Source organism: Protofrankia sp. Cas4, from assembly GCF_963555915.1.
Lineage (GTDB): Bacteria > Actinomycetota > Actinomycetes > Frankiales > Frankiaceae > Protofrankia.
This window is the reverse complement of sequence record NZ_CAUVXL010000028.1, coordinates 1-4,809: the sequence shown is the minus strand read 5'-3', so window position 1 is coordinate 4,809 and position 4,809 is coordinate 1. Positions and strand designations below refer to the sequence as shown.

Genomic DNA, 4,809 nt, shown 5'->3' with positions numbered 1-4,809 from the left:
TCCTCAAGTCGAGCAATGCCGGCGAGATGATACGAATGGCTAGTCAAGGCAACTGCTAGGTCTAGCAAGAGCTTATCATCGCCCGCGGCCGAGATACTGCGGAGAATCTGGACCGCCTCTCCGGACGCCGAGTGCGCCTCATCAAGACGGTTCACATTCGACAAAAAAGCCGCAAAATTAACTAGGGATGCGGCAAGATCTGAAATGACTTCTTCATTTTCTACCGTCTCGCGCAGTCGACGAAAGATCCGTACGGCATCCTCTGCGACAATAGCCGCTTCATCGTGGCGGCCTTCGCCAGAGGATTTTGTCGCCATTTGAATGAGCATTATAGCTCGACTCTTTCCCTCTGCCCCCTTAGGATTATTCATTGAACTTACCTTCCAGACCAAAACGTTTTGAGAGGATTAGCCGTTGAAATTCTCGATGGACGCTCGGATCAATCAGATCGCGCGCTTTATCTAGCGCCGCAAGATCTTGTAGCCATACATCCGGGTCGACATCGAGTCGCTGCGGGAGATCTTTGGGGGATAAATTCTGTCGGTCATCGAGGATGGAAGCGGGAAAGAGTACAAGCTCGGCGTAGTCTCCTTCGCCGAGTGGACGAATTATTTGCAATCCTGTACTATGCGCTAAAATGAGTTCATCGAGCTGACTTTGTATGGGTTGGAGTAGATCGGCAAGCGTGATGGGCCGATCTACTTTGGCGATCAGGTTAATGAGGGCTCGGGTAAATAGACTGAAACTGCCATCTGGGGTGTGGACGAACCGTGCGACCTGTCCTGGTGAGCAGGCGTAAATGTAGGCTACACGCCGTCCCGCTACCCGACCAACCTTACCAGTGGACCAGCCTATTCGGCCGCTGAGTTGTTTAGCCTGCTCATCAAATCCCTCCCGGCAGGCATCTATAAAAACGATCACGTCTCCGGCGTGGCTCTGTTCAATGGTATGGTTCCAATTGATTGGCAGGCACAGGTCGACAAACGGCTGGTAGCTGATGTTTGCGTCGGCGGGAACTAGGTAGTCGTTGCCGGCGTGATGAACGCCGTGACCGTTCAGATAAATCAGTAGCGTGTCACCATGACAGGCGCCTGCGATGAACGAATGTATGCCTGCCCTAATGCCATTGAGGCTGCTCTTTGTACAATCATGAATGGTGACCAGATAGCCGGCAGCTTCGAGCGCTGGTGCAAGGCTAGCCATGTCCATGTCCACGCAAGGCAAACCGCTGATAGCGGGATCGGTGTAATCACCGATCCCGATCAGCAGGGCACGGAAACAGCTGCCCATTGGCGTTCAGCTACTCGCCGAAGGTCAGAGTGATCGCAGCAGTGCCGGCCACTTGGGCGGAGGTGCCAACCAGGGTGATGCCGCCGCTCGCGGTAACCTCGACGGCGATCTGCGCCTGTCTCAGCGGCATTCGACCTTCGGTCGCCGCGATCTCGTCGAACAGTTCCCGGAGCCCGTCGACGGTGCGGCGTAGATTCTCCCGCAGCACGGTGATCGGGATTTGACGGACCGCCGGCTCAGTGTCTCGCCGGCCGAAGATCCCCTTTTCGCCATCCGCCTGTCCAGCCGTGGCGCCATGGTCGTCGAGGGAGACGAGGAAGGGAAGCGTGTCGGGACCTTCATCGGCCTGCTTGAACATCAACTAGCCCCCCGGTCTGTGATGGGTCCGATCGAGTCACTTACCGACCATACAGGTGAAGTGTGCGCAGTCGGTCACGTACCCGACCAGGCCAGATGATGCTGCTGTCGGATGCTGAAACGATCTTGACGACCGGCATACTTACGACGTTGCATATTTTCGGTGCGTGTATCCCCACTTGTATACCCAAGGCAACGGACGTCGTCGGACAGATTGCCCGTTCCTCTTAATCTGCGGGTCCGTTGTCTCGATCGTCACTCGCGGCAGCGCTATGGTAATTGACAGTGATCGAGTGCCGGTTGCCATCGGCTGTGACCTCGGTATGCATCATCAGGTCCTGGACCTCTATATCCCCCTGCGCATCGATCGAGTCAGCGACCCGGCGGAGCAAGGCGCTCACGTCACTCTGGCCAGTGCCTGCGGGGTTTGCTTAGGAGAAGTAATACACGGTCCAGCGATCCCGAGGATCAAACTTATGCACCGCCGGGAGCTCTGCCAACCGGTCCTCCACCTATCATCATCGAGTGCCATCGACGCCGGGAAATTCCCCATCTCACGCTGCGTGAGCATGATCCGCGCAGTCGTGTACTGCAGTTGTACTGCAACGGGGGTGGACGTCCGTGGACGTCGGTGGACGGTCCCGAGGCTGTGACCTGCACCGACGGACGTCGGTGGACATCCATGGACATACCGCCGAGGACTACGGATCAAGAGGTTGAGAGTTCGAGTCCCTCCGAGCGCACGCTGGTTGAGGCAGGTCAGAGCCCCGCAGCCAATCACACGGCGCGGGGCTCTGGGCTTTTGAAGATCCCCAGTACTGCAATCAGTACTGCAAACCGACGCCCGCCACAGACTTGAGGATCTTGGCGAGGCGCCCGACCACTCGAGCGTGACCGCACAGTGGTCGGCGCACACGCCAGCCAACCGCATTAACCAACCGTGATGCGTTCGTCGCCGAACTTCGCCACGATCTCGATCTGCCCTCCGAGCGCCTCGATATAGCTGCGCACGGTGGCAATCTCAGCGCGGTCCAGGTCGCCCCGCTCAATACGCGATATCCGTGACTGTGACACACCGATCCGCTCGGCCACCTCGCTCTGGTCAAGACCGTAGGCCCGCCGGATCTCGCCCAACCGATACGCACGAGCCTCGGCCCGCATCCGCACTCCGAGCGCGTCGACGCGCCCCTGATCAAGACTGCCGGTGGCTAGAGTCTCAGTCCGTACGTCTTCCCAGGTCCGCGCCATGGCCGTCAGCTCCTCTCCATCTTGTATTCGCCGTCCAACCACCGCTGGTAGCGCCGCTCAGCCAGCGGGATATTCACCTCGTACCACTGCCGCCACTGACCAGACTTGTCACCGGCGACAAGAAGCACCGCCTGCCGCTGCGGGTCGAACACAAACAAGATCCGCACCTCGCTGCCTGCGGCCGACCCCGGCCGAAGCTCCTTCATCTTATGGATCTTCGAGTCCTGGATGCTGTCGACCAACGGACGGCCCAGCGCCGGGCCATCGGATGCCGGCTGGTCGACCGCGGCCGCAACGAGCTCAGCGGTCCGCGGATCGGTGCGCGCCATGTCCATGAACCAGTCATCGACTTCGTCGACGAGGATCACGGTCCACTTCACGTCTACGAGGATGACCTACAAGTTCTATGACGTCAAGGTTCTACGCTTCTCATGGGGTACGCCTCTGCCGCACACCTGCGGACATGTAGGTGGCCATCCGAGCCAAGGATGGATCTACCGATACTGGGCACGTTACGTAACCAACATCCGTACGATTGCCGTACTGCAGTTGTACTGCAACGGGGGTGGACGTCCGTAGACGTCGGTGGACGGTCCCGAGACTGTGACCTGCACCGATAGACGCCCGTGGACGTACCGCTGAGGACTACGGATCAAGAGGTTGGGGGTTCGAGTCCCTCCGAGCGCACGCAAGGTTGAGACAGGTCAGAGCCCCGCAGCCCCCATCCAGGGCTCGGGGCTCTGCCGCTTTCCGGGTCAAGTACTGCAGTTCGTATTGCAACAGGTCACGATCAAGGCCCGCGACGCGGACAGCGGTGAACGGTGTCGGACCTGGCCTCCCGCCGACAGTCACGGCAGTCATCTCGTCCCGACTCACCGACTGAGAGTCGCAGCGATATCGCGGATTGCGATCGGGCGACCACGCTCGATGCCCCTGTGGAGGGCCTGGGCAACCTTCGGCGCCGGCCCTGGTGCCCCATCGGCCCGCCCACCACGTCGGATGTGGCTCACGAGCTAGGATGGGACCGCCGGGCGGGGGCTAGGCTGGAGGGCATGAGCGTGGCCCACAACCACTATCCGGAGCTGCACGCCCTCGTCGACCGACTTACTCCGGAGCGCACCTCTGATGCTCGGCGGGCATTGTTGCGCCTCGTTGTAGCGGACCCCGGCTTGGACGAGGGGATCGCAGCACAGGGTGCAGTTTGGCCGGGCCCGTCCTTTATCGGCACCTTCGACAGCGGTCGCGACGACCTGTCCGAGCGGGTGGATGAGGCGCTGTTCGGCACCGATGGTCCCGGGGGGTGATAGCCGGTGATCCTCTGGGACACCGGCCCTCTTTACGCCGCGTTCGACCGCCAAGACAAGCACCACGAGGCGAGCGCCGTACTCATGCGGCAGACCACACCGCCGCTTCTCGTGCCAGCACCGGTCGTGATCGAAACCTGCTATCACCTGGCCAAGCACCTCGGCGGCCGGGCCGAGGTCGCACTGCTCAAATCATTTCAGACCGGCGACCTGGCAATGGTCACGCCGACGAAATCCGACTTCGACCGCGCTGTCGAGCTGGTAGAGCAGTACGCCGGATTCCCTCTCGGCATAACCGACGCTTACGTCGTCGCGATCGCCGAACGCCTCGACATCACGCAGTTGGCCACCATCGACCGCCGCCACTTCCTGGCCGTCACACCACACCATTGTCCCGGCTTCGAACTGCTGCCCGCTTGAGAAGCACACTAAAACCAGGCCGGCTACTTCCCGTCCGATCTCACGTTCAGTGACGAGGTTCAAAAGTTGCCGTACTGCAGTTGTACTGCAACCGGGGTGGACGCCCATGGATGTTGGTGGACATCGCGAAGTCCGTGAGCTGGACCGACGGACGTCGGTGGACGTCCGTCGACGGTGCGCCGAGGGCTAC

7 protein-coding genes are annotated in these 4,809 nt (G+C 60.4%); 2 read left to right on the top strand and 5 right to left on the bottom strand.

The window, feature by feature from the left end; translation table 11 throughout:
* From U9979_RS02880 to U9979_RS02860, 5 genes are all read right to left on the bottom strand, one after another.
* Positions 1 to 329, bottom strand: a 329-nt coding sequence (locus U9979_RS02880; RefSeq protein ID WP_322778152.1) for a hypothetical protein, incomplete at its 3' end; no start/stop codon positions are given.
* Between the two features lie 34 nt (positions 330 to 363).
* Positions 364 to 1,290 (bottom strand): caspase family protein, encoded by a 927-nt coding sequence (locus U9979_RS02875; RefSeq protein ID WP_322778151.1) that lies wholly within the window; start codon positions 1,288 to 1,290, stop codon positions 364 to 366.
* 10 nt (positions 1,291 to 1,300) lie between these two features.
* Entirely contained in the window at positions 1,301 to 1,648 is a 348-nt protein-coding gene (locus U9979_RS02870) for a hypothetical protein (RefSeq protein ID WP_322778150.1), read from the bottom strand.
* A 929-nt stretch (positions 1,649 to 2,577) separates the two neighbouring features.
* The gene (locus U9979_RS02865) at positions 2,578 to 2,895 is read right to left on the bottom strand and encodes a helix-turn-helix domain-containing protein (protein WP_322778149.1); all 318 of its coding nucleotides are present in this window, start codon (positions 2,893 to 2,895) and stop codon (positions 2,578 to 2,580) included.
* A 5-nt stretch (positions 2,896 to 2,900) separates the two neighbouring features.
* Complete coding sequence (locus U9979_RS02860) at positions 2,901 to 3,263, bottom strand: type II toxin-antitoxin system RelE/ParE family toxin (protein ID WP_322778148.1); 363 nt, start codon at positions 3,261 to 3,263, stop codon at positions 2,901 to 2,903.
* A 684-nt stretch (positions 3,264 to 3,947) separates the two neighbouring features.
* Between U9979_RS02860 and U9979_RS02855 the strand changes: the two genes are divergently transcribed.
* Together U9979_RS02855 and U9979_RS02850 are read left to right on the top strand one after the other, a co-directional pair.
* Positions 3,948 to 4,199, top strand: coding sequence for a hypothetical protein (locus tag U9979_RS02855; RefSeq protein ID WP_322778147.1), 252 nt, complete (start codon positions 3,948 to 3,950; stop codon positions 4,197 to 4,199).
* 6 nt (positions 4,200 to 4,205) lie between these two features.
* Positions 4,206 to 4,619 (top strand): type II toxin-antitoxin system VapC family toxin, encoded by a 414-nt coding sequence (locus tag U9979_RS02850; protein ID WP_322778146.1) that lies wholly within the window; start codon positions 4,206 to 4,208, stop codon positions 4,617 to 4,619.
* The last annotated feature ends 190 nt before the right edge of the window (positions 4,620 to 4,809 follow it).